The sequence below is a fragment of the Candidatus Corynebacterium faecigallinarum genome, from assembly GCF_052264515.1.
In the GTDB taxonomy this organism is placed as follows: Bacteria; Actinomycetota; Actinomycetes; order Mycobacteriales; family Mycobacteriaceae; genus Corynebacterium; species Corynebacterium faecigallinarum.
This window is the reverse complement of the sequence record NZ_JBQQOC010000007.1, coordinates 44,209-63,850: the sequence shown is the minus strand read 5'-3', so window position 1 is coordinate 63,850 and position 19,642 is coordinate 44,209. Positions and strand designations below refer to the sequence as shown.

At 66.9% G+C, this 19,642-nt stretch carries 19 protein-coding genes; 6 read left to right on the top strand and 13 right to left on the bottom strand.

Features of this window, described 5'->3' with window-relative positions; all coding sequences use genetic code 11:
- The first annotated feature begins 40 nt into the window (after nucleotides 1-40).
- Both aroA and rsgA read left to right on the top strand, forming a co-directional pair.
- Nucleotides 41-1,318 carry a 3-phosphoshikimate 1-carboxyvinyltransferase gene (gene aroA / locus ACTXPP_RS05285; RefSeq protein ID WP_443341230.1) on the top strand — a complete coding sequence of 426 codons (1,278 nt, stop codon included), beginning with the start codon at nucleotides 41-43 and terminating at the stop codon, nucleotides 1,316-1,318.
- A 32-nt stretch (nucleotides 1,319-1,350) separates the two neighbouring features.
- Nucleotides 1,351-2,367, top strand: a complete 1,017-nt coding sequence (rsgA, locus tag ACTXPP_RS05280) for a ribosome small subunit-dependent GTPase A (RefSeq protein ID WP_443341229.1) — start codon at nucleotides 1,351-1,353, stop codon at nucleotides 2,365-2,367.
- Between the two features lie 155 nt (nucleotides 2,368-2,522).
- On the opposite strand, the gene ACTXPP_RS05275 is transcribed toward rsgA, so the two are convergent.
- The 4 genes from ACTXPP_RS05275 to ACTXPP_RS05260 are packed head-to-tail and all read right to left on the bottom strand — an operon-like array spanning nucleotide 2,523 to nucleotide 4,391.
- A complete protein-coding gene (locus ACTXPP_RS05275) occupies nucleotides 2,523-3,050 on the bottom strand; it encodes an ABC transporter permease (protein WP_301497777.1) in 528 nt (175 codons plus the stop codon).
- Between the two features lie 12 nt (nucleotides 3,051-3,062).
- Nucleotides 3,063-3,410, bottom strand: a complete 348-nt coding sequence (locus ACTXPP_RS05270) for an ABC transporter permease (RefSeq protein WP_301497778.1) — start codon at nucleotides 3,408-3,410, stop codon at nucleotides 3,063-3,065.
- Nucleotides 3,407-3,574, bottom strand: coding sequence for a hypothetical protein (locus ACTXPP_RS05265; protein WP_443341226.1), 168 nt, complete (start codon nucleotides 3,572-3,574; stop codon nucleotides 3,407-3,409). The genes ACTXPP_RS05270 and ACTXPP_RS05265 overlap by 4 nt, the downstream gene beginning before the upstream one ends.
- Nucleotides 3,519-4,391, bottom strand: coding sequence for an ABC transporter ATP-binding protein (locus ACTXPP_RS05260; RefSeq protein ID WP_443341225.1), 873 nt, complete (start codon nucleotides 4,389-4,391; stop codon nucleotides 3,519-3,521). Before ACTXPP_RS05260 ends, ACTXPP_RS05265 begins: the two co-directional genes overlap by 56 nt.
- Nucleotides 4,392-4,497: 106 nt before the next feature.
- Here ACTXPP_RS05260 and ACTXPP_RS05255 point away from each other — a divergent pair, with 106 nt between their 5' ends.
- The 3 genes from ACTXPP_RS05255 to katG all read left to right on the top strand — a co-directional run bounded on the left by ACTXPP_RS05255 (nucleotide 4,498) and on the right by katG (nucleotide 8,113).
- The gene (locus ACTXPP_RS05255) at nucleotides 4,498-5,235 is read left to right on the top strand and encodes a TetR/AcrR family transcriptional regulator (RefSeq protein WP_301497782.1); all 738 of its coding nucleotides are present in this window, start codon (nucleotides 4,498-4,500) and stop codon (nucleotides 5,233-5,235) included.
- 110 nt (nucleotides 5,236-5,345) lie between these two features.
- Nucleotides 5,346-5,858, top strand: coding sequence for a Fur family transcriptional regulator (locus tag ACTXPP_RS05250; protein ID WP_301497784.1), 513 nt, complete (start codon nucleotides 5,346-5,348; stop codon nucleotides 5,856-5,858).
- A complete protein-coding gene (katG, locus tag ACTXPP_RS05245; RefSeq protein ID WP_301497786.1) occupies nucleotides 5,855-8,113 on the top strand; it encodes a catalase/peroxidase HPI in 2,259 nt (752 codons plus the stop codon). Before ACTXPP_RS05250 ends, katG begins: the two co-directional genes overlap by 4 nt.
- 69 nt (nucleotides 8,114-8,182) lie before the next feature.
- On the opposite strand, the gene ACTXPP_RS05240 is transcribed toward katG, so the two are convergent.
- Nucleotides 8,183-8,689 (bottom strand): DUF6912 family protein, encoded by a 507-nt coding sequence (locus ACTXPP_RS05240; RefSeq protein ID WP_301498540.1) that lies wholly within the window; start codon nucleotides 8,687-8,689, stop codon nucleotides 8,183-8,185.
- 1 nt (nucleotide 8,690) lies between these two features.
- Nucleotides 8,691-9,101, bottom strand: a complete 411-nt coding sequence (locus tag ACTXPP_RS05235; protein WP_301498542.1) for an HAD family hydrolase — start codon at nucleotides 9,099-9,101, stop codon at nucleotides 8,691-8,693.
- Nucleotides 9,102-9,141: 40 nt separating this feature from the next.
- Here ACTXPP_RS05235 and ACTXPP_RS05230 point away from each other — a divergent pair, with 40 nt between their 5' ends.
- Nucleotides 9,142-9,771, top strand: coding sequence for an Rv3235 family protein (locus tag ACTXPP_RS05230; RefSeq protein WP_301498543.1), 630 nt, complete (start codon nucleotides 9,142-9,144; stop codon nucleotides 9,769-9,771).
- Between the two features lie 23 nt (nucleotides 9,772-9,794).
- Here the strand turns inward: ACTXPP_RS05230 and secA are convergent, their stop codons facing one another.
- From secA to ACTXPP_RS05195, 7 genes are all read right to left on the bottom strand, one after another.
- Nucleotides 9,795-12,431, bottom strand: coding sequence for a preprotein translocase subunit SecA (secA, locus tag ACTXPP_RS05225; protein WP_301520978.1), 2,637 nt, complete (start codon nucleotides 12,429-12,431; stop codon nucleotides 9,795-9,797).
- A 201-nt stretch (nucleotides 12,432-12,632) separates the two neighbouring features.
- Nucleotides 12,633-13,307, bottom strand: coding sequence for a ribosome hibernation-promoting factor, HPF/YfiA family (gene hpf / locus ACTXPP_RS05220; protein WP_301499091.1), 675 nt, complete (start codon nucleotides 13,305-13,307; stop codon nucleotides 12,633-12,635).
- 168 nt (nucleotides 13,308-13,475) lie between these two features.
- Nucleotides 13,476-14,219 carry a ComF family protein gene (locus tag ACTXPP_RS05215; protein ID WP_443341222.1) on the bottom strand — a complete coding sequence of 248 codons (744 nt, stop codon included), beginning with the start codon at nucleotides 14,217-14,219 and terminating at the stop codon, nucleotides 13,476-13,478.
- A gap of 22 nt (nucleotides 14,220-14,241) precedes the next feature.
- On the bottom strand, nucleotides 14,242-15,984 hold the full coding sequence (locus ACTXPP_RS05210; protein WP_443341220.1) for an LpqB family beta-propeller domain-containing protein: 1,743 nt from the start codon (nucleotides 15,982-15,984) through the stop codon (nucleotides 14,242-14,244).
- Nucleotides 15,977-18,187: an MtrAB system histidine kinase MtrB gene (mtrB, locus tag ACTXPP_RS05205; protein WP_443341218.1), complete on the bottom strand. Its 2,211-nt coding sequence runs from the start codon at nucleotides 18,185-18,187 to the stop codon at nucleotides 15,977-15,979. The genes ACTXPP_RS05210 and mtrB overlap by 8 nt, the downstream gene beginning before the upstream one ends.
- A gap of 15 nt (nucleotides 18,188-18,202) precedes the next feature.
- Entirely contained in the window at nucleotides 18,203-18,877 is a 675-nt protein-coding gene (gene mtrA, locus ACTXPP_RS05200; RefSeq protein WP_301497179.1) for an MtrAB system response regulator MtrA, read from the bottom strand.
- A 38-nt stretch (nucleotides 18,878-18,915) separates the two neighbouring features.
- Nucleotides 18,916-19,641 carry a dTMP kinase gene (locus ACTXPP_RS05195; protein ID WP_443341215.1) on the bottom strand — a complete coding sequence of 242 codons (726 nt, stop codon included), beginning with the start codon at nucleotides 19,639-19,641 and terminating at the stop codon, nucleotides 18,916-18,918.
- Between the last annotated feature and the right edge of the window lies 1 nt (nucleotide 19,642).

Sequence of the window (19,642 nt, the reverse complement as noted above, 5' to 3'; positions counted from 1 at the left end):
CAAACTACCGCCGAAAGCTTCCCATGGGATAATGGCGCACATGACCGCTGAACTGTGGCCAGCTCCCGTGGCCTCCTCCCCTGTCGATGCGACCGTCTCCGTGCCCGGATCCAAGTCGATCACCAACCGGGCCCTCGTCCTCGCCGCCCTTGCCGACGGCCCGAGCCGGATCGAGGGTGCCCTACGCAGCCGCGACACCGACCTGATGACCGATGCCCTGCGCGCGATGGGCGCCGACATCACCACCGATGGTGACGTCCACCAGGTGGTCCCCGCCCCGCTGCACGGCGCCGACGTCGCCTGCGGCCTCGCCGGCACCGTCCTGCGCTTCCTGCCTGCCGTCGCCGCCCTGGCCACCGGCGAGGTGCGCTTCACCGCCGATGAGGCCGCGCAGAAACGTCCGATGGGCACCACCCTGTCGTCGCTGACCGACCTCGACGCCGCCGTCACCGGCTCCGGACGCGCCGACACCCCCCTGCCGTTCACCGTGTCCGGCACAGGCACGGTGCGCGGTGGTGAAGTCAGGGTGGACGCGTCGGCCTCGTCCCAGTTCGTCTCGGGCCTGCTGCTTGCCGGCGCCCGGTTCGACGAGGGCGTCACCGTGATCCACACCGGGTCGGCGATCCCCAGCCTGCCCCACGTCGAGATGACCGTGGAGATGCTGCGTGAGTCAGGGGTGACGGTCGACACCACCTTCAACCGGTGGACCGTGCATCCCGGGTCGATCGCCGGACGGGACTGGACGGTCGAGCCCGACCTGTCCAACGCCACGCCTTTCCTCGCCGCCGCCGCGGCCACCGACGGCCGGGTGCGGGTACCGAACTGGCCGCAGACCACCTCCCAGCCCGGCGACCAGTTCCGGGTGATCCTGCAGGACATGGGCGCCGAGGCCGAGTACCACGCCCACTCCGGATCTCTGGAGGTCCGTGGCACCGGTGAACTGCACGGCATCACCTGGGACCTGCACGATGTCGGCGAGTTGACCCCCACGGTCGCCGCCCTGTGTGCCCTGGCCGAGGGACGCAGCCATCTCTACGGCATCGCCCACCTGCGTGGCCACGAGACCGACCGGCTCAACGCCCTGGAGCGTGAGCTCTCCGCACTAGGTGCCCAGGTCCACCAGACCGAGGACGGGCTGATCATCGACCCCGCCCCGCTGACCGGTGGGGTGTGGCACAGTTACGCCGACCACCGCATGGCCACCGCTGGCGCTGTCCTGGGACTGAAGACCCCGGGAGTGCAGGTGGAGAATATCGCCACCACCGCCAAGACCCTGCCCGACTTCGCCGACCGGTGGACCAGAATGGTCCGCGGATAGCGGGCGACGGGCGAAGGCTACCAAGGGCAACGATGGCGCGATCCAGCGGAAAACGACACTACGACGAGTCCGATATCCGGGTACGCCCGGGCAAGGGCACCCGACCCCGGACGAAGGACCGTCCCGACCACAGGAATGCCGAGACCGGCATGGTGGTCACCAAGGACCGTGGCCGCTGGGGCGTGGTCATCGACGGTGCCGCGCCGGACGCACCGCCGGCGATCTGCATGCGTGCCCGGGAGCTGGGGCGCACCCCGGTGGTGGTCGGTGACCGTGTCGCCGTGGTCGGCGACACCTCCGGACGTGACGGGACACTGGCCCGGATCGTGCGGCTGGAGGACCGGACGACGGTGCTGCGCCGCACTGCCGACGACACCGACCCCTATGAGCGGGTCGTGGTCGCCAATGCCGACCAGCTGCTGATCGTGACTGCGGTGGCGGACCCTCCCCCACGCTCCGGGTTCGTCGAACGCGCCCTGATCGCCGCCTTCGTCGGGGGGCTGCGTCCGGTGTTGTGCCTGACGAAGTCGGACCTGGCCGACCCGACCGCCTTCGCCGCGGAGTTCGAGGCGCTGGACATCGAGGTCATCGTCTGTGGTGTCGAGGATCCGGTGGGGCCGGTGGCCGATGTCGTGGCAGGTCGTGTGACCGCCTTGATCGGGCACTCCGGGGTGGGCAAGTCCACCCTGGTCAACCGGCTGGTTCCCGATGCCGACCGGGAAACCGGCGTCGTATCGGGTGTGGGCAAGGGGCGGCACACCTCCACCCAGTCGGTGGCGCTGCGTCTACCGGAGAACACCGGCTGGATCGTGGACACCCCCGGTATCCGCAGCTTCGGCCTGGCCCACATCAAGCCGGACCAGGTCATCGAGGTCTTCGAGGATCTCAGCGAGGTCATCGAGGATTGCCCGCGGGGCTGCACCCATGCCGGCCCGCCCGCCGACCCGGAGTGCGCCCTGGACACCTTGACCGGGGCGAGTGCCCGACGGGTCGCCGCGGTCAGGACGCTGCTCGAGGCACTGCGCAGCAACAACGAATGGGAGCTGTAGGCGCCGCCCCACCCTGCCTGCCCCGGCCAGTGTCAGATAGGTGGGATGATCTGCAGTGATTCAGCCCGGATCCCGACGATCCGTCCCACCTTTCTGACAGTCACCGCTATCTGACACTCACTGCAGGACTGCCGCCCAGCTGGATCTAGCGGGACTTACCGCGAGAGACGGCGGAACTGGCGTACCGACAGCGGCACGAAGATCGCGATGAGTATCGCCGGCCAGACCAGTGCACCGGCCAGCGCGTGGCCGTTGATCCAGTAGCTGGCCTCGATGCCGCCGATCCCTGGGGTGTGGAAGAGTTCGCGGATGGCGGTGGCGGTCGAAGAGACCGGGTTCCACGCCGCGATGGCCCCGAGCCAGCCCGGCATCATCTCCGGCGGAGTGAACACCGAGGAGATGAAGCCCAGCGGGAAGGCGACGGCGAAGAGCATGCCGGCCGTCTCCGTGTTGTTGATGCACAGGCCCAGGAAGATGCCGATGAAGATCAGCGCGAGCCGGAGCCACAGCAGTAGCACGAGTGCCAGCAGGGTCTCCCACAGTTCTCCGCCGGGCCGCCAGCCGATGACCAGCGCCACGATGACGATGACCACCAGGTCCATTGCCGCACGGATGACATCGGAGAGGGCGCGTCCGGTCACCGGGGCGGAGCCGGACATCGGCATGGAACGGAACCGGTCCATGAAACCCTTCTCCTAGTTGTGGGTCACCGCGTAGGCGGTGTCCATGAACCCCAGTGCCATGGTCATGGCGAACATTCCGGGCATCGCGAAGTCGATGTACCCTTCGCCGGCCCCCTGCCCGGTGACGTCCATGGCTGAGCCGAAGACGTAGACGAACATCAGGACCATCACCACGGGGAAGCCGACCTGCCAGGCGAAGGTGGAGGGTTGTCGGACCAGGTGGGTGAACTCCTGGACGACGATGGTCCAGCAGTCACGTGCTGCCCAGGTCAGCCGGGACAGCGGGGAATCCTTGTCGTCGGCGGAGATGAGGTTCCCAGAAGTCTCAGGGGCTGTGGTTGCGGTGTTCGGGGTGGTCATGCCGGCTCCTTCCGGGAGGTGGACGTGTTCTCTGCGGTGAGATGGAGGAAGGCCTCGTCCAGCGTGGGCCGACGTAGGCCGATGTCGGCGATGTCGGCGATGTCGATATCACGGTTGCGGATCTCGACGGCCAGAGCGGTCAGCGCCGCGACACCGTCCGGCACCGGGACGCTGACGTCCGGCTGTGGGGTCGACGTCCGGCTGCTGGTCGGCGATCCGGGTGATCAGCTCGCTGAGCTGGCTGATCTGGCCGCTGTCGCCGGGGTCGCGCACGACGACCTCGAGTCGCTCGTCCCCGATCCGCTTCTTCAGTCCAGTGGGGGTGTCCTCCACGAAATTGCGTCCCTTGTCGATCACGCTGATCCAGTCACAGAGCTGGTCGGCCTCATCCAGGTAGTGGTTCGTCAGCAGGACGGTGGTGCCTTGCGACGAGAGCGTCCGGACCTCTTCCCACACCTCCCGGCGTCCGGCCGGGTCCAACCCCGTGGTCGGTTCATCCAGGAAGAGCACCTCGGGTGCCAGGATCATCGACGCGGCGAGGTCGAGGCGGCGGCGCATTCCGGCGGAGAACTGCTTGGGGGACTTCCGGCCGACGCCCTCGAGCCCGAAAGTCCCCAGGAGTTCATCGGCCCGCCGCTGTGCCGACTTCTTGTCGGGCCGGAAGAGCCTGCCGAACATGGTGAGGTTCTGACGGGCGGTCATCATGTCGTCGACGGCCGGCTGCTGGCCGGCCAGCCCGATGTGACGTCGGACGTCGCGGGGAGAACGACGCACATCGTATCCGGCGACGCTCGCCTCACCCCCGTCTGCGTCGGTGAGCGTGGTGAGCACGCGGACGGCGGTGGCCTTGCCCGCACCATTGGGGCCGAGTAACCCGTGGACCGTGCCGCGGGGAATCTGCAGGTCGACCCCGTCGAGGGCGTTCTTGTCCCCGTATCTCTTGGTCAGTCCGGTGGCGCGGACAGCTGGCTGGACTGTCACGCTCAGTTCCTCCTCAAATTATGCGTACACCGTACCGCGTACGCCGTACCTCGAAGAGTAGCGTACAGTGTATCCAGAAGACAAGAGCTGCAGTGTGGAGGATCCGATGAGCGAGAAGAATTCCCTGGCGACAAGCCTGCGACTCCTCTGGGAAGGCCTACCCGACCATGGACGCGGCCCCCGCCGGAACCTCTCCCTCGAACAGATCGTGACCACCGCGATCGAACTGGCCGACACTGAGGGGGTCGACGCACTGTCCATGCGGGCACTGGCACAGAAACTCGATGTCGGCACCATGACGCTGTACCGCTACGTCCCCTCGAAGGACGAGCTGCTCCCCCTCATGCTGAACGCGGTGGTGGGCCCAAGCGAAACCCGCCGGCAGGCCGCCGCCGAAGACTGGCAGACGTTCCTCACCGCCACAGCCACAGAAGCCCGTGAGATGTACCTGACACACCCGTGGGCGATCCAGACCAACTGGTCCCGCCCGGTGCTGGGCCCCGCCAGCGTCGCCGACCTCGAGCTGTTCCTGGAGGGAGTGAAGGACCTCCCCCTCTCCGATGCGGAGAAGATGAACCTCGCGACGACCATCGACTCCTACGTCCTGGGACTGGCCCGACAGCAGCTGCAGTGGAGCAACGCAGCGTCGAAGTGGGGCATGTCGGACGAGGAATTCTGGACCACACAGGGAAGCATCCTCGCCGAACAGTTGACGTCAGGACGGTTCCCCCACCAGGCCGCACTGGACGAAGGGGCGTTCGACACCTCCTGGGACGCCAACTTCACATTCGGGCTGGAGCTCATCATCCACGGCGTCGCACAGCGCGTGACTCCCCGCCCGTAGCCACCTCGCCCGCACCCCTCCCAGTCGCAAAACACCAGCTCATCACATCTTCTTCCACTTTTGATTTTTTCAATATTGCGTATTTTCAAAACTGAGTGCACAATGGGGCCATGCGCACAGAACCGACGGACCCCTGGGCCACCCGTGTGAGGGAGGTGGGACTGCGAGCAACTCCGGGCCGCATCGCCGCCCTGAAGTTCATCGACGACCACCCCCACAGCACCACGGCCGAGGTGCACGACGGCGTCAGCAGCGAGCTCCCCTCGATCTCGTTGCAGTCCGTTCACAACGTCGTGAACGATCTGAGCGTACGGGGTGTCCTACGCCGCATCGACCTGCCCGGCTCCGGCGGAGCACGCTACGAGACCGAACGGTCGGACAACCACCACCACATCCAGTGCGTGGTGTGCGGACGACTCGAGGACGTCGACTGTGTCGTCGGGGCCGCACCATGCCTGACACCCAGCGACACCCACGGCATGTCCACCATCCTCGCCGCGGAAGTGACTTTCCGGGCGATCTGCGACACCTGCCTGCCGGGCACCACCCATGACCGCGACACCCAACACCGCAACACCCACATCCACACCGCAGTGAACCACAACCAGGAGGAACACCCATGACCGACCAGACCAGCGGCTGCCCCGTAGCGCACAGCGAAGGGCAGGTGGCAGGCGACCCCACCGACAACGAGCGCCTGATCCTGCCGACCGAGGGCAACCCCAACCAGCAGTGGTGGCCCAAGCGCCTGAACCTGCGACTGCTCGCCCACAACCCGCAGGAGATCCGCCCCACCAAGGCCGACTTCGACTACGTCGCCGCCTTCAACGAGCTCGATCTGGCCGAGGTCAAGAAGGACATCGAGGACGTCCTGACCACCTCCCAGTCGTGGTGGCCGGCCGACTTCGGCAACTACGGACCGCTGATCATCCGCATGGCCTGGCATGCTGCCGGCACCTACCGCGCCCATGACGGACGCGGCGGTGCGGGCACCGGACAGCAGCGATTCGCCCCGCTGAACAGCTGGCCGGACAACGGCGGGCTCGACAAGGCACGTCGTGTGTTGTGGCAGGTCAAGCAGAAGTACGGGCAGTCCCTGTCCTGGGGTGACCTGATGGTCCTGGCCGGCAACGTCGCCCTGGAGAACATGGGCTTCGAGACCCTCGGCTACAGCGGCGGACGCGAGGACGTCTGGGAGCCGGAGAACGTCTACTGGGGTGCGGAGAGCGACTGGCTGGGCACCGACGCCCGCTACAGCGGAACCAACGAAACCACCCGTGAACTGCAGAAGCCCTTCGGTGCGACCACCATGGGCCTGATCTACGTCAACCCGGAGGGTCCCGAGGGCAACCCTGACCCGGCCGCGGCCGCCCACGACATCCGCGAGACCTTCCACCGGATGAACATGGACGACGAGGAGACCATCGCGCTGATCGCCGGTGGCCACACCTTCGGCAAGACCCACGGTGCCGCCCCGGACAGCGACGAGAACGTCGGCCCGGACCCCGAGGGCGCCCCGCTGCACCGACAGGGCCTGGGCTGGGAGAACTTCCACGGCACCGGCAAGGGCGATGACCAGATCACCTCCGGCCTGGAGGTCACCTGGACCTACCACCCGACCCGCTGGGACAACGAGTTCTTCCACATCCTGTTCGCCTACGAGTGGGAGCCGGTCCGCGGCGAGGGTGGCCACTGGCACTACCGCCCGAAGGACAACGGCGGCGCCGACATGGTGCCGATGGCACACTCCGAGGGTCGTCGTGAGCCCCGTATGCTCACCACCGACATCTCGCTGCGTGTCGACCCCGCCTACGAGAAGATCTCCCGGAAGTTCAAGGACGACCAGGCCGCCTTCAGCGACGCCTTCGCCCGCGCCTGGTTCAAGCTGACCCACCGCGACATGGGCCCGAAGGCGCGCTACGTGGGCCCCGAGGTCCCGGAGCAGGACTTCCTCTGGCAGGATCCGCTGCCGCAGGCCCAGGGTGAGACCATCACCGATGCGGACGTCGACGCCGTCAAGAAGCGCGTCCTCGACTCCGGCCTGAGCACCGCCCAGCTGGTCAAGACCGCCTGGGCGTCCATCTCCAGCTACCGCGGCTCCGACAAGCGCGGTGGCGCCAACGGTGCCCGTATCCGTCTGGAGCCGCAGCGCAGCTGGGAGGCCAACGAGCCCAAGGAGCTGGACCGCGTGCTCAGCGCCCTGGAGGACATCCAGAAGGAGGTCAACGCGGAGTTCAGCGAATCCGGTTCGGGCAAGCACCTGTCCCTGGCCGACCTGATCGTCCTTGCCGGCAACGCCGCCATCGAGCAGGCTGCCGCTGCCGGTGGGCACACCGTGGCGGTGCCGTTCACCCCGGGACGCGTGGACGCCTCCCAGGAGCAGACCGACGTCGACTCCTTCGGCTTCCTGGAGCCGGAGTCCGACGGCTTCCGCAATTACCAGCGCGCGGACCTGCAGGTCCCGGGCGAGCACCTCCTGGTCGACAAGGCGGCACTGCTCGAGCTGACCGCCCCGCAGATGACCGCGCTGGTCGGCGGACTGCGCGTCCTGGGTGCGAACTACGGCGACTCCGCAGACGGTGTGCTCACCGACCGCCCGGGCGTGCTCAGCAACGACTTCTTCGTCAACCTGCTGACCCTGGGGAACGAGTGGAACCCGATCGCGTCCGACTCCTCCCGCTACGTCGCCACCGACGGCGACACCGGCGAGGAGCTGTGGACCGGCACCCGCGCAGACCTGGTCTTCTCCTCGAACTCGGAGCTGCGCGCCCTGGCCGAGGTCTACGCCAGCGCCGATGCGTCCGAGACCTTGGTCGAAGACTTCGTGGCCGCCTGGGCCCAGGTCTCCGAGGCTGACCGCTTCGACCTGCACCACTAGGCCCCACGCAGAGGTCCCGGTCAGCGAAACCGCTGACCGGGACCTCTCCCGTGTGTCTGTGCCTGCCGGCTACAGCAGATCAACCAGGACGCCGAGCTCCCGGGAGTCGTACCAGCTCATCAGGTTGTCCTCGCAGTCGCCGAGAGTGATCTCGGCGTCCTCGTCCCCCAGGTCGGCGGCATCGACGACCTCGATGGCTGCCGCGGTGACCGGCTCATTACCCTCGTCGTCGACGTGGATCGCGGCCAACTGCGAGACCTCGATGACAGCCGGCGACAGGGTCACCACCGACTCCCCCTTCTCCGGCGCATTGGTCACGTCGGCATCCTCGACATCCAGCGACAACACCACCCGACGGTGCGGGAAGCGCTCCTCGTCGCCGATCGTCAGCAGACGCAGCGAGGCCCGGGCAGCCTCGAGGAATGCCGCGTAGGACATCTCCTCGTCGTCACCGGCGGTGTAGAACTCGCGCAGGGCGGGGGTCAGTGCGAAGCCGATACCGGAGCGCACCGGCATCTGCCCCTCTTTCGCCAGGGTGCCCAGCATGTCGAAGGTCGCAGGGACGAAGACGCGCATCTCAGTAATTCCCTTCCAGGCCGAGCAGCCCGGTGATCTCCACGATCGCCCGGTCGAACTGCTGGTAGTAGACGCCGATCAGGCCACACTCCACGGCGCCCTTGATGTTGAGGATCGAGTCGTCCACGAGGATACAGTCGTTGACCGGCACCTCCAGACGCTCCGCGGTGATCGCGAAGATCTCCGGGTCCGGCTTGTCCACACCGACCTCACCGGAGAGAACGACGGTGTCGACGTACCCGGCCTGCTCCCAGGAACGGATAGGGTCAGCTCCGGGACCGCCGGGGTCGTTGGACAGGATCGCCGTCGCATACCCCGCGTCCTTCGCCGCGGTCAACACCTTCCGCCACCGTCGACGGTCTTCCTCCGCCCCGTCGAGGACGCCACAGTAGTCCACAATCAATGCACGCATACCCCACATTCTGCCACGGCCGTGGCTAGACTGGTTGAGCATGGGGGACTATCAGGCAAGTGGGGAGACGGTCGAGAAGACGACACCCTCCCGGGAGGACCGGTTCGTGCCGGTACCGGGGCTGGTGTACCTGCGTCGACCACGCGCCGGGACGGTCCTGCGTCGGGACGGTCCGTCGACGGACGATTCACGTCCCGAGCCCGCAGACACCGTTGTTCGGGACGCCCCTGCTGTCGCGGCCACCGCACCCGCCAGCGCACCCGTCACCGCGGACACCGCGCCCGACACTGCCGGCTCTGGCTCCGGCTCCGGCTCTGCAGCAGCCGCACCGTCCGACGCCGACCCCGCAGCCGGTGAGGCGGTGGCCCGGCGGGTGGCTATGCTGGTGGGCACGTGGTTGGAGGTGGTGGATGGCCTGCGCCCGGTCACCGTCCTGCGCAAAGGCCCCTTCTCCCCCACCGTGAGTGACCGACTCCGCGGCACACTCCGCACCACCGGTGGAACCCGGACCTCCCCGTCGCGCGTGCTCAGTGTGAACATTCCCCCGACACACCGCGACCGCCTCGGATTCACGGCGAGTGTGGTCCGGGACGGTCGGGTCAGGGCCGTAGTCGGCCATCTCTCCCGCTACAGCGGGCAGTGGCGGGTCGAGTCGATCACGCTGATCTGACCCGCCGGAGCTAGCCGTCGGACCTAGCCGCCGATGATGGTCTTCGGCACCGACTTCTGCTGCTCCTGCTCCTTGGCGGTCTTACTGTCCGCCGGGTCATCGACGTTCAGCGGGCCCTCGTCCGCAGCCGGCTGCTGTGGCTTCAGCTGCTTGCGCACCATGAAGAGCTGACGGACCGTCTCCTCCTTGATGCCGTCGTTCATGCGGCCGAACATGTCGCCGCCCTCACGCTGGTACTCCACCAGGGGGTCACGCTGGGCCATGGCACGCAGGCCGATGCCCTCCTTGAGGTAGTCCATCTCGTAGAGGTGCTCGCGCCACTTCTGGTCGACGACGTTGAGCAGCACACCGCGCTCCATGCCGCGGATCTGGTCCTCGCCACCTACCGAGACCACGGACTCCTCGAGCTCGTCGTACTGGTCGTTGGCGTCCTTCTGCAGGGCCCTGCGCAGCTGGGAGGCGGTCAGCTCACCGGCGGAACCGTACTCGGTTCCGTCGATGAGTTCGCGGGCGGTCACCGACGGACCGTAGAGGGAGTCGAGTGCCTTCCACAGCTCGTCGAGGTCCCAGTCCTCCACGTAGCCCTCGGCGGTCGCACCGGCGACATAGGCGGCGATGGTGTCGTCCATCATGGAGCGCACCTGCTCACCGACGTTCTCGCCCTCCAGAATCTGACGTCGCTCACCGTAGATCACCTTGCGCTGCTCGTTGAGCACCTCGTCGTACTTCAGGACGTTCTTGCGCATCTCGAAGTTGGAGTTCTCCACCTGGGACTGCGCACCCTTGATGGCGCTGGTGACCATCTTCGAGTCGATCGGCATATCGTCCGGCACGTTCAGCCGGGTCATCATGTTCTCCATGCGCTGGCCGACGAAGCGGGTCATCAGGTCATCACGCATCGAGAGGTAGAAGCGGGTCTCGCCGGGATCACCCTGACGGGCCGAACGGCCACGCAGCTGGTTGTCGATACGGCGGGACTCGTGACGCTCGGTGGCCAGGACGTAGAGTCCGCCGACCTCGCAGACCTTCTCGGCCTCGTCCGCGGACTTCTCACGGGCCTTGACGATCTCCTCGTCCCAGGCCTCCTGGTAGGCCTCCGGATCCTCCACCGGATCCAGTCCCCGCTCACGCAGGGTGAGGTCGCAGATGATGTCCGGGTTACCACCGAGCACGATGTCGGTACCACGGCCGGCCATGTTGGTCGCCACGGTCACGGCCTTGAGACGGCCGGCCTGCGCGACGTACTCGGCCTCCTTCTCGTGGTACTTGGCGTTGATCACGTTGTGACGGATGTGTCGCGCCTGCAACAGCTTCGACAGGTACTCGGAGCGCTCCACCGAGGTGGTACCGACCAGCACCGGCTGTCCGTTCTCGACCCGCTCGGCGATGTCCGCGGCCACGGCCTCGTACTTCGCCTCCTGGGTCTTGTACACCAGGTCGATGTGGTCGACACGCTGGTTCGGTCGGTTGGTGGGGATCGAGGCGACGTCGAGCTTGTAGATCGACTTCAGCTCGGCGGCCTCGGTCTCGGCGGTACCGGTCATACCGGCCAGCTTGTCGTAGAGGCGGAAGAAGTTCTGCAGGGTGACGGTGGCCAGGGTCTGGTTCTCGTTCTTGATCTCCACACCCTCCTTGGCCTCGATCGCCTGGTGCATGCCCTCGTTGTAGCGACGTCCGTCGAGGATACGGCCGGTGAACTCGTCGACGATGACGATCTCACCCTTACGCACGATGTAATCCTTGTCGCGGGTGAACAGCTCCTTGGCCTTGATGGCGTTGTTCAGGTAGCTGACCAGCTGGGAGTGCTCCGGGGAGTAGAGGTTGTCGATACCGAGCTGATCCTCGACGAACTCGACACCCTCCTCCTTGATGCCGACGGTCTTCTTCTTCGGGTCGACCTCGTAGTGGATGTCGAGGGTCATCTTCGGCACGATCCGGGAGAAGGCGGTGAACCACTGCGAGGAGCCGCCGACCGGACCGGAGATGATCAGCGGGGTACGTGCCTCGTCGATGAGGATCGAGTCAACCTCATCGACGATGGCGAAGTTGTGACTGTGCTCCTTACCCTGCACCAGGTCGTCGAGGGAGTGCGCCATGTTGTCGCGCAGGTAGTCGAAGCCGAACTCGTTGTTGGTGCCGTAGGTGATGTCGGCGGCGTAGGCCTCGCGACGTTCGGCGGGACGCTTGCCGGACAGGATCACGTCGGTGGACAGACCGAGGAAGCGGTGGACACGACCCATCCACTCCGAGTCACGCCGGGCGAGGTAGTCGTTGACAGTGACCACGTGGACACCGTTGCCACCCAGGGCGTTGAGGTAGGCGGGGAGAACACAGGTCAGGGTCTTGCCTTCACCGGTCTTCATCTCGGCGACATAGCCCCAGTGCAGCGCTGCACCACCCATGACCTGCACCTTGTAGTGCTTCTGGCCAAGGACGCGCCAGGATGCCTCACGCGCGGTGGCGAAGGCGTCCAACAGGATGTCATCCAGGCTGGCGCCCTTGTCGAGCTTCTCCCGGAATTCATCGGTCTTGGCCTGCAACTCCGCATCGGAGAGGGCGGCGTACTCGTCCTCTTTCGCGATGACCTGGTCCGCGACCGCGGACAGGCGCTTGACGGCGCGTCCCTCACCGAGGCGGAGAATCTTCGAAAGTCCTAGCACGTGCTGCTCGTCCCTTTACGCTTGGGTATTTTTACCGGGGTTCTGCGGTGTCGACCCCGGGTTCACCGATGGGCCGATCATGCAAGATCAGTCGTTCAGTCTACCTCTGTGGTCCTGCACTTGCATAGGTACGGACATGACTTCGGCCGGTGACGGGGCTGGAAAGCCCCTCACCGGCCGGTGGGTCCGAGGTGGTGCCCGTTACTCAGCAGCCTCGTCGGACAGCGCGATGAGACCGTAGTCGTAGGCGCGGCGACGGTAGACGACCGACGGACGACCGGTCGCCTCGTTGACGAACAGGTAGAAGTCGTGTCCCACCAGCTCCATCTCGCTGAGCGCGTCGTCGACACTGATCGGGGTCGACGGGTGCTCCTTGGTACGGACGACCTGGCCCGGCTGGAACTGCTCGGCGTAGGGGTCCACGTCGAACGGGCCGGTCTCGGCGGACTGTGCCGCATCGGCCTCCTGGACCAGCTCCGCGGTGGCCTCACCGACGGACAGCGGGGCACGGTGCCCGGAGCGGGCGATCTTCCGGCGGGCCTTCACCTTGCGCAGTGAGCGCTCCATCTTGGCGATGGCGGCCTCCAGCGCGGCGTAGAAGGAATCCTCCTTCGCCTCGGCGCGGGCGATGTGGCCCTTGCCAGACGCGGTGATCTGGATACGGTCCGACTCATCGGCACGACGCGGGTTGCGCTCGTGCTGCAGCTCCACGTGGAAGTAGGTGAGGGTCGGATCCAGTCGCTCCACCTTGGCGAGCTTGGCATTCACCCGCTCAGCGAAGTGCTCGGGGACCTCGACGTTGCGGCCGGTGATCTCGACCTGGGCCTCCGGGGCGGCGCCTTCCGCGGTGGTGTCCTGCTGGTTCTGGACGGTCATTCCAAACCTCCCTGTGTCCTTGCCGCCGGTCCGCAGCGAGCGGGATTGCCCCTGGGCGCTTCCGACGACTTCTTACACTCCCGATAGTACGCACGCTTGGCCCACCGTGGTGGAGCACGAGGTCACGCTCACCCCTCGATCACCCCTGGGGGCACAGTGGGGGTGAACTCAGGCCTCCGCGACGACCACGGCAGCCGTCGCCCGGACACCTCTGGCAGCCAATCCCACAGCGAATCCGTCGAGAGTGGCCCCACTGGTGGTGACATCGTCGACGATGCACGCCGTCGCTCCCTCCCGGCGCAGCAACCGTCGCAGCCGCTGCCGTGCGGAGTCGTCGAAGCGCAGGGTGCGGACGATGTTCTCCCGACGCTGCGTCCGGTCCAGCCCCACCGAGTCCCGCGCTACCGCGGCCTGGTGCGCCGGGGCAACGACATCCACCCGCCCACTGTGCCCACTGTGCCCCCTGAGCCCCTCCGCCGCCCGACGGGCCGCCCGTTCGACCACGCACCCACCCCGCTGCCGGGCCGCCGCCACGGTGGTCGGCGCGGGAACCAACACCAGCGGGGACAGTCGCGGATCAGGCAGGACGCCCTCAGCGACGAGATGGCGCACCGTTCCGGCCATCACGTCCCCCATCACAGTCACCGCCTCGGGACGCACATGCTCCTTCGCCGCCAACACCAACCCCCGGTGTGCACCACCGTAGGGGCCGGCGGCGAAGACCGGGAGACCCGCTGCAGGAACTCCCAGCCGGCTCACCGGGCCACGCAACTCCGCCGCGCACCCGCGGCACAACGCCACCCCCGGGCTGACCGACGGGACGTCGACCCGTGCACAGCACACACAGTCGCGCCGCCACACCAGGTCCGTGACATCACCGATGCTCCCCCAGTCCCCCACTGTGCTCCCCACTCCGTTCCCCCCCCGGCCCCGGTCAGTTCGGCACGATCGGGATCGCCCGGCTGCCCTGCAACGACGACACCTCACGCCAGAACCTCGTGTCGGAGCTCTCCAGGTCCAGCTCCATCACCGCCCGGTCGTCGAGGATGTAGAGCGTCGAACCGGCTGCGGCAACCCGGATCACCGAGGGGGTGACGTTACGACTCGACAGCTGCGCCGCCTCCGAACCGTCGGAGGTCACGGTCCACACCGGGGCGTCCTGGTCATTGGTGCCGACCAGCAGTGAGCCGTCCTCACGCCAGTCAGCGTCCTGCACGGTATCGCCCAAACGCTGGCCGATCTCGGTCGGCTGGCCGAGTCGCACCGTCGTCCCGGCGGAGTCCGACTCCTCGATGATGGGCACGATGAACATCCGCCGGTTGATCAACACCACCGCCCGGGTGCCGTCGCGGGTCACGTTGAACACGCTGATCCGGGCATCGTCGATGTCGAGGGGGTCCAAGGAGCTGGCATTCACCCGGATCCGCTGCATCTGCGAATCCGAACCGGAGGACACGTACTTCATCACACGCAGGCCGTCGGCGACCGCATACAGACTCCGCCCGTCACCGGTCCAGCTCGGACGGGTGAGGTTGCGGGCGTCGGCCAACGTCGTCGGCTCGCCTCCCGGCTGCCCGACCTTGAGTTCCTGCCGGTCGTCACCGTCGTTGGTCACTGCCGCGATGCGTCCGGTACGCGCCGAGGTACTGGCCCAGGCGATGTTCTGTGCGGTCCAGCCCGGGATCGTCTCGGCCACGCCGTCGGCGACCGACAGGATCGCACCGTCCTGCACCGCCTGGGTCAGCGACCGCTGTTCCCCGGTCGGCGCGTAGTCCTCCACATCACTGACCGTCCAGTCTTCCCGGCCTTCATCGGTGATTGCCACCCCGTCAGCCAGAATCCGGTAGGGACCACGGATATCCGCCTCGGCGAGGGTCCAGATGATCTGGGCGGCCAGCGCCTCGCGCTCACCGGTGGTCATCTCCGCGACCCCGGTGAGTTCCACGGTGAAGGTGCCGTCATCGTCCACGCTGGTCTTCACGCCGTTCGTCTCCGGGAACGCTGAATCCGCCGCGTCCGCCATGGGATCCTGCGGTCCCCACCCCAGCAGGGAGATCAGGGAGAAGCCGATGTTCTCCTGTTGGCTGTAGATCCAACGTCGGTCCGGGACCAGGAAATTCCGGTTGGGATCCAGGAAGTAGAGGTTGCGCGCCTGGTAGGTGGACTGGAAGTCCGCACGGTCCAGGACGACCCCGTCCGGGAGGGAGTCGATGCGCCACCCGTCCCCGTGGCGGACCAGCTCGATCTCCTCCTGGTACGGGGTACTGTCCGGCTGGAAGACTCCACCGGTCCCCAGCTGACCGACGATGGTGCCACGCACCACGTAAGTCAACGTGTCACCACCGACCGCGCTGGTGGCGTTGATGTCGATCCGGTCCAGGATCTTCGTCGAATCACCGTCCAGCCAGGAGTCCTGCGCCTCAGAGGTGAGGAACTCCTTGGCGGCCTGACGGTTGTTGCCCGGATGCGTCGCCGCGACGTAGAAGTCACGCAGCATCAGATCGGGCGCCTGACCGTCATCTGGACCAGGCAGATCTTCGACTTCGGGCACCGGGGCGTAGGACGACACGGCCTGGGGGTTGGAGTTGCTGGGCAGTGTGGTGCAGGCCACCGGGGCCAGCATCAGTGGCACCATGACGGCTGCCGTCACCGTGCGTGTGGAGATTCGCCTAGTCATCCCGTTCCTCCGTCCCGTGCCAACCGTCGTCGCGGTAGTCGTCCCAGCCGTCGTCGTCGGAGTCCTCCCAGCCGTCGTCCATGTCCTCCGCCTCCTGAAGTGCGATCCGCAGTTCTTCCTCGGTCAGCCCCTCGAAGGTACTGAGGTCGACCCCGAGGTTCTCGGCCGAGCCGGCAGCGATGTCGACAGAGTCGAAACGGTCTATCCCGTCGCCACCGTCGCTGCCGTCGCTGCCGTCCCCACCGTCACTGCCGTACATGCCGTAGGTGACGTCCGCAGCCGGGTCACGGGGCACAGTCTCGTCCAACTCCGCCGATGATTCCTGTGACTCCTCCGTACCTTCCTCATGGTCCGGTAGGTCATCCACGTCGGTGACCATGGCGGTGTCCAGGTCCGGGTCCGCTGTGGACTCCAGTTCCGGGTCGACCTCCAACGGCAGTGGGGAGGTGCGGACCTCCTCGCCCGGAACCCGCGGCAGTGTCAGCCGGAAGCAGGCACCGACGCCCTGCTCGCCGGTGGCCTCCAGCCGCCCACCATGCAACTGGGCGTCCTCCTTGGCGATGGCCAGACCCAGACCGGTGCCTCCGGTACGCCGCTCCCGCGACGGATCGGAGCGCCAGAACCGGTTGAACACCAGGTCCGCCTCGCCGTCCTTCAGCCCCATCCCGTGGTCGACGACCGTCACCGCCAGCGACTCCTCGCCACGGCGCATCGTGACCTTCACCGGACGCCCCTCGCTGTGGTCGATGGCATTGGCCAGCAGGTTGCGCAGGATGCGCTCCACGCGACGGGAGTCGACCTCCTCCATCACCGGTTCAGCGGGCAGGTCGAGCTGGATCTCGCTGCCGACCTCCTCGGCCAGCGCACGCAGCTGCTCCATCGTGGACTTCACCACGCCACGCACATCGATCATCTCGCGGGACAGGTTGGCCACGCCGGCGTCATGCCGGGAGATCTCCAGCAGGTCACCGAGGAGCATCTCGAACCGGTCCAGTTCGGCATTCATCAGCTCCGAGGCGCGTCGGGTCACCGGATCAAGGTCCTCGGCGTTGGAGTGGATCAGGTCGGCGGCCATACGGACCGTGGTCAGCGGGGTGCGCAGCTCATGGGAGACATCCGAGGTGAACTGCTGCTGCAGCGAGCCGAACTCCTCGAGCTGGCGGATCTGGTATGACAGCTTCTCCGCCATCTCATTGAAGCTGATCGCCAGTCGGGCAACCTCGTCCTGCCCGTCGACCGCCATGCGCTCACGCATGTGGCCGGCGGCGAACCGCTCGGCGATGCGCGATGCGGTACGCACCGGGACGGTGAGCTGCTGGGAGAAGACCCAGGCGATCACCACGAGCAGCACCATGAGGACCACACCGCCGGCGAGCAGCAGGCCGTGCATCAGGGCCATCGTGGACTCTTCATTGTCCAGCGGCATCACCAGGTACAGCTCCAGTCCCTGGATGTCCGTTCCCACCGGGGTTCCCACGACAAGGGCCTTGTACTGTCCGGTGTCACGGTCCACGGTGGTGTACTGCACCGACACCCGGTCCTGCTGCACGAAATCCCGCAGACTGTCCGGCACGGGGTGGTTCTCTGGGCTGGAGATGTCACCACCGGTGGCGTCGGCGGCGATGATCACCGGTTCAAAGACCGTACTGGTGGTGGTTTGATCGGCGGACACCGACCGGTCACTCAGCGCGGCACGGGCGTTGTTGATGCGTAGTTGAGGTGAGGTGGAGGTGTCCGTCATACGGATCTGTTCCTCCACGATCGACCGGGTCCGGTCAATCTCCTCCATCGCCGCAGCATTCTTTGCATCGAGCAGTTGCTGGCCGACGAAACTGGTCAGCACGAAACCCAGGGCCATGATCACCAGCAGGGAGGAGGCGAAGACACTGCCGATCACTCGGACCTGGATCGAGGTGCGCCACCGTTGGCTGAGCTTCTCCAGCAGGGTGCGTGTGAACTTCGCGGGACGCCGGACGAGGATCTTCAGCCCCTCGACGAAGCCGATGTCACCAAGTTCGCCGCGTGGTGCGGTGCGGGGGTCCGATACATCACCTGCCCGGGAGCGTCGTCGGGTGAACTCTCCGTTGGAGTCCCGGATGAAGGGCAGGATCGACCGCCCCGCCGCCCTACCGCTGCTGTCTGGGCCACCGCCGACAGGGGTGGTGCCAGCGGCGTCCGAATCCTGGTTCGCCTCAGCGGACATCTCCCGGTGGCTCCCCTACTCCCCCGTCTTGTAGCCGACGCCGCGGACGGTCTGGATGATCTTCGGGTTGTCCGGGTCCTGCTCGACCTTGGAGCGCAGACGCTGGATGTGAACGTTGACCAGCCGGGTGTCCCCGGACTTGCGGTATCCCCACACACGCTCGAGCAGTTCTTCGCGGGAGAAGACCTGCCGCGGTCGGGAGGCCAGGGTGGCAAGCAGCTCGAACTCAATCGGGGTCAGCGAGATGGGTGCCCCACCCCTGGTCACCTGGTGCCCACCGAAGTCGATGGTCAGATCCGCAAGCTTCACTTCTTCCGGGGTGTCCTCCGGGGAGCGGCGCAACCGGGCACGGACCCGGGCGACGAGCTCCTTGGGCTTGAACGGCTTGGGGACATAGTCGTCGGCACCGGACTCCAGGCCCAGCACCACGTCGACGGTGTCGGTCTTGGCGGTGAGCATGACGATCGGCACCGTGGAGAACTCACGGATCGCCCGGCACACGTCCACCCCGCCGAGTCCCGGCAGCATCAGGTCGAGCAGGACGAGATCCGGGTCCTCGACACGGGCGGCGTCCACGGCCTGGTTACCGTCACCGACGACGACTGTGTCGAAGCCCTCGCCCTGCAGGACGATGGTCAACATCTCGGAGATCGCGGGGTCGTCATCGACGACGAGAACTTTGGCAGCCATGGTGAACAGTCTGTCACATCGCAGCGCAGTGGCGGCTGTCAGTCCTCGGCGGGTGCCCCAGCGACCGTCTCCTCCACCGCATCGGCGAGTTCGGTCAACTGACCGTCGAGAGCAGACCGGTCGCCACTGTTGTCCAGCACGATCCACGGCGAGTTCCAGTGCGCCGCCGCCAGCGCCCGGTAGGCGGCCAGGGTCCGGGCCTGCAGACCACCGTCGGCCTCATACGCGTCGACCTCACGGTCGGTGTCCTGCTCGGCGCGGGACGCGACCCGGCGGGCGGTGACTGAATCCGGCACATCGACCAGGACCTGAAGGTCCGGGAAGGGCACGCCGAGCTGGCCGAACTCCAGGTCCTCGACCCAGGCCACCACCTCGCCGGACACCGGCCCTTCCCTGTCTTCCCCGGTAGCCTCCCCAGTACCGGTCACGGCGTCCTGCGACAGCCGTGCCGCGGAGTACGCGGCATTCGAGGCGACCCACCTGTCCAACAGGACCACGTAGCCGTCCTCGTCGAAGCCGGCGAGTTCGGCAGCGACCTCGGCCCGGTCGAGGGCGAACATCGTCGCCATGCCGTGCACGGAGTCGACCAGGTCACCCATCTCGCCGTGCAGCGCGGCGGCGGCGAGCTGGGCGTGGACCGATGTCTCGTAGCGGGGGAAGGCCAGTCGGGCGACCGGGATCTCCCGGGCGATCAACTCGGCCTCCAGCGCGGTGACCAGGGTGTTCTTCCCCGCTCCGTCGATCCCCTCGAATGCGATGATCACG